The sequence below is a fragment of the uncultured Fretibacterium sp. genome (assembly GCF_938040765.1).
Classification (GTDB): Bacteria; Synergistota; Synergistia; order Synergistales; family Aminobacteriaceae; genus CAJPSE01.
In genome coordinates, this window is the sequence record NZ_CALIAA010000318.1 from 1 (window position 1) to 4093 (window position 4093).

Annotated in this window: 4 protein-coding genes; all 4 read right to left on the minus strand. The window is 55.3% G+C overall.

Annotated elements, in window-relative coordinates; translation table 11 throughout:
- Positions 1–119: 119 nt before the first annotated feature.
- On the minus strand, positions 120–1019 hold the full coding sequence (locus tag Q0176_RS11085) for a dihydrodipicolinate synthase family protein (RefSeq protein ID WP_299302971.1): 900 nt from the start codon (positions 1017–1019) through the stop codon (positions 120–122).
- A 30-nt stretch (positions 1020–1049) separates the two neighbouring features.
- A complete protein-coding gene (locus Q0176_RS11090; protein WP_299302974.1) occupies positions 1050–2219 on the minus strand; it encodes a pyridoxal phosphate-dependent aminotransferase in 1170 nt (389 codons plus the stop codon).
- A gap of 24 nt (positions 2220–2243) precedes the next feature.
- Positions 2244–3464 (minus strand): dicarboxylate/amino acid:cation symporter, encoded by a 1221-nt coding sequence (locus Q0176_RS11095; RefSeq protein ID WP_299302977.1) that lies wholly within the window; start codon positions 3462–3464, stop codon positions 2244–2246.
- Between the two features lie 71 nt (positions 3465–3535).
- The coding region (locus Q0176_RS11100) for an RraA family protein (protein ID WP_299302980.1) at positions 3536–4093 on the minus strand (558 nt) is incomplete at its 5' end.

Below are 4093 nucleotides of genomic sequence, written 5' to 3' on the forward strand. Positions count from 1 at the left end.
TACAGATTGACTTACCCACTTAAAAAAGCGAGGAGCCTAAAATATATCCCTTGAATTTCTAAAACAAATGATTTCAAAAAATTACTGGTGTAATTTACCCTTGACAAATCTCGTCTCTCTCACCGATACTTTCCCAACAGGCCCAGTTTTTCGATCTCATCACGAATTTCACGCACTACCGCCTCACATGCCGGCTGGATAGGCAGGCGCGGCACGCCGCCATAGAACCCCGCCAGGTCCATCGCGGCTTTCATCCCTCCAATGCCATAGCGTGCGGTCACACAGGAGTTCAAATGCAAAAGGCTCAATTGAATTTTCCGGGCGTTCTCGACCTCTCCTTTGCGGCAAAGCGCATACAGTTCGGCACAGAGGTCAGGCGCTACATTAGCTACAGCCAGGGTACCGCCACATCCGCCCAGCAGCGTGGTGGCGAAGAGATAGCTTCCGGATCCGGCAAAGACCGAAAAGCCCTCTGACGCCCCCGCGATGATCTCGGCAATCTGGACGATATTGCCTCCGGAGTCCTTGACCCCAACGATATTGGGATGCGCGGAGAGGCGTACGACCAATCCGGAGGAAAGGTTGATGCCGCTGTTGCCCGGCATATTGTAGACCATGACGGGGACCGGGCAGGCGTCGGCTACGGCGCAGAAGAACTTCTCGAGCGTCCCCTCGTTCAGGTCGCGCTTGTAGTAGCTGGGGTTGATCACGAGGGCGGCATCGGCTCCGCGATCGGCCGCAGCCTTGCTCAATTCGATAGTCTCCTTCAATGACTCGCACCCGGTTCCGGCGATCAGAAGTTTATTTGGAGAGATCCCCTTACGAATGGCCGAGATCAGGTCCAGCTTCTCCTGGCCGGAGAGCATCGCGAATTCCCCGTTGCTTCCCAAGGCGACAATACCAGCAAGACCCGTTCGGTCGAACTTTGTCAGATTCTCGGCAAACTTCCCGAAGTCGATGGCTCCATCGGCGCCAAAGGGCGTTGCAATAGGAGCGAAGACTCCCTCAATCTTCTTCATGATCCGTTTTCCTCCTTGTCTCCTTGTCCGCTAGACCGCAAGGGCCCTTCTCATCCTTTCGACCGCCTCGAGCAAGTTTGCCATGGAGGTGGCGTAGGTCAGGCGGATGTTCTTTCGTGCCGCCTCTCCGAACGCCTGCCCCGGGGTCACCGCGACATGGGCCTCTGAAATCAGGTATTCCGCGATTTGCCAGGAGTCATAGTCCTTGTAGTCGACCTCCGGGAAAAAGTAAAAAGCACCCTCCGGCAGAGGACAGCGGACCCCCGGGATAGAATTGAGGGCCTCCGCAATTCGTCTCCGGCGCTTATCATACTCCTGCCGCATCGTCTTGACGCAGTCCTGAGGCCCCTGCAGGGCCTCTGTTGCCGCGATCTGCCCAAACGAAGCCGCGCAGGTGACGACATGCTGCTGCACCTTCAAAATTTGCTCGGATAGAACGGACGGGGCCGCCAGATAGCCGATCCTCCATCCGGTCATCGCATAAGCTTTGGACATCCCATTGACGACAACGGTCCGATCGCGCATCTCGGGCAGCGTTGCAATGCTGACATGACGATGCCCATCGTAGACCAAATGTTCGTAGATCTCATCGCTGATCACCCAAAGATCATGCTTCAAGGCCACTTCGCGAATCACCTGGAGCTCTTCGGGACCAAGGACTCGGCCCGTAGGATTGTTAGGTGAATTGATTAAGATAGCCTTCGTACGCGGCGTGATTTTTCGCTCCAGCAATGTGGAGCGGACGGCGAAATTATCGGCGGGAGAAAGGGACACGGCAACGGGGCATCCGCCGATGAGTTCGATCAGCGGGCGGTAGCTGACCCATGCGGGTTCAAGATAGAGCACCTCGTCCCTCGGGTCCAGAAGGGACTCCAGCGCGATGTAGAGCGCCAGTTTGCCGCTGGCCGTCGCGACGATCTCCCTGTCGGGGTCGTAGGAGAGTCCGTTCTCGCGGGAGAGCTTTTCCGCGATGGCCTTGCGGAACGCGGGGATGCCCTGGCTGGCGACATAGTGGGTCTGCCCGCCGCGTATGGCCTCGACCCCCGCATCCACGATATGGCGGGGAGTATCAAAGTCGGGGTCACCACCCCCGAGGTTAACGACGTTCACGCCCTGCTGCTGGAGAGACCGTGCCCGATCCGATATGGCCACGGTGCTGGAACCCTTCAAGTCCCCAATCTTCTGTGAAAAATTCGGCATAGAAAGGCCTCCTTTTCCATGAAGTCAATCGCTATCGAAAACGCTGCGATCCAACTGGCCCAGCCTGGACGCACAGACGGTACTTCCCACCAGGTCTCCGGTAATATTTGCCGTCGTGTGGGCGATATCAATAATCGGCCATATGGCGGCAAGGATGGGGATCAGGGAGAGCGGCAGGCCCAGCGTTTCCAGAAGGACCGTGGACATGACGATACCCGCTCCTTTCACACCTGCCGCTCCAATCGAAAGGAGCAATCCCAGATAGACGATCTGAAAAAGCAATCCCGGCGTAATGGAGACCTGAAAGAGATCCAGCGCGAAGACCGCAATAACCCCTATCGCGACGGCCATTCCGTTCATGTTGACGGTGTTTCCCAAGGGAAGCGCAAAGCCGTAAATTGGTTCCGGCAACCCCAGCTTCTCCTCGGCAACCTGCATTGAAACAGGCAGCGTGGCCGCACTGGAGGTGGTTGTAGCGGCAACCAGCATGGCGGGGAAAATATGACGAAAGAAGCGCAGGACAGGCACCGAGAAGAATCTGAGAATCGGAGGATAAATCACGAGCAGGACAATTCCCACTGCAATGTAGTCCGCCAGGATGAACTTTAGAACGGCAGACATCATTTTATCGCCAATGGTCCCGACAAGAATGGCAACAAGGGCAAAGATACCGTAAGGGGCGAACTTCATGACAAAGTCCGTTATCTGGATCATGACCTCCGCCCCTTCTTGAAGGAAGCGCCTGAAGTTTTCCGTTTTTTTATCCAGGAGCAACAACGCAATCCCGACGATCAGAGAAAAGAAAATGATCTGGAGCATATTAGCGTTGGCCATTGCCTCGACGGGATTGGTAGGAATCCAGTTGAGTATCGATGCGACAACCGAGTAGCTCGCTGCCTTGATTTCGCCGACTGTGCCCAGAATGCCTTCGGCACCGATTCCCGGCCTTATTACAAGGGCCACGGCACAACCTACGGCAGCAGCCAAAAGTGACGAAAGGAGATAATAGGTCACGACAAAGCCTCCGACCCGGCGCAGGTTGGACGGGCTCCCCATCTTAGTGACGCCGGAGGAGAGAGTGAAAAAGACAAGCGGAACAATCAGCATACGCAACAGACGTATAAAAACATCTCCCAATGGCTGAAGAATCTCGGCCTTGGGACCGGCGACCCAGCCGACAACGATGCCCAGGAGAAGCATGACAAAAATTTTTTTATGCAGCGCCAATCCGGACCAGTATTTCATATTTTCCACACTCCTTTTATCCTTTTCGATTTTTTGCAGGAAGCGGAACGAATGAAGACAGGAGAACGTGGTTATGCCTTATACCTTTTGAAGGACGACAGATTAAGTCTTTCGGCAACGGGAGGAAGCTCCAAGAGGTCGAATAAAGACTCCCCGTCATGAATTTTCTGGAGCAGTAACGATTCTTTATGCACCACCGCTTCGGCCGATTCCGCAATGAGATCGGCCATTGCCGCCGGAACTACAACAACCCCATCCGCATCGCCGACAACGATATCCCCGGGTGAGACGCTGACACCGCCACAGGCGATCGGAACATTCACCGAGCCAGGCGAGTCCTTAAATCCACCCATAGGGGAGATTCCGGCCGAAAATACGGGGAAATCCATGGCAATGATTTCCAGCTTGTCACGGACTCCCCCGTCCATGACAAGACCACCCAGAGATTTCTTCTTGGCCATGGCCGTCATCAGGGCTCCCCACAGTCCGGTATCGCGAAAACCGCAGGCATCGACAACAAGCACGTCGCCAGGATGAGCCATCTCAAGCGCTACATGGCACATGAGGTTATCTGCCCTGTAGGTCTGCACCGTCAATGCAGGACCCGAAAGACGCATGGCATCACTTAA

Coding starts and splice junctions, on each gene's coding strand:
- Q0176_RS11085 (WP_299302971.1), bottom strand. CDS start 1,019: ATGAAGAAGATTGAGGGAGTCTTCGCTCCTATTGCAACGCCCTTTGGC.
- Q0176_RS11090 (WP_299302974.1), bottom strand. CDS start 2,219: ATGCCGAATTTTTCACAGAAGATTGGGGACTTGAAGGGTTCCAGCACC.
- Q0176_RS11095 (WP_299302977.1), bottom strand. CDS start 3,464: ATGAAATACTGGTCCGGATTGGCGCTGCATAAAAAAATTTTTGTCATG.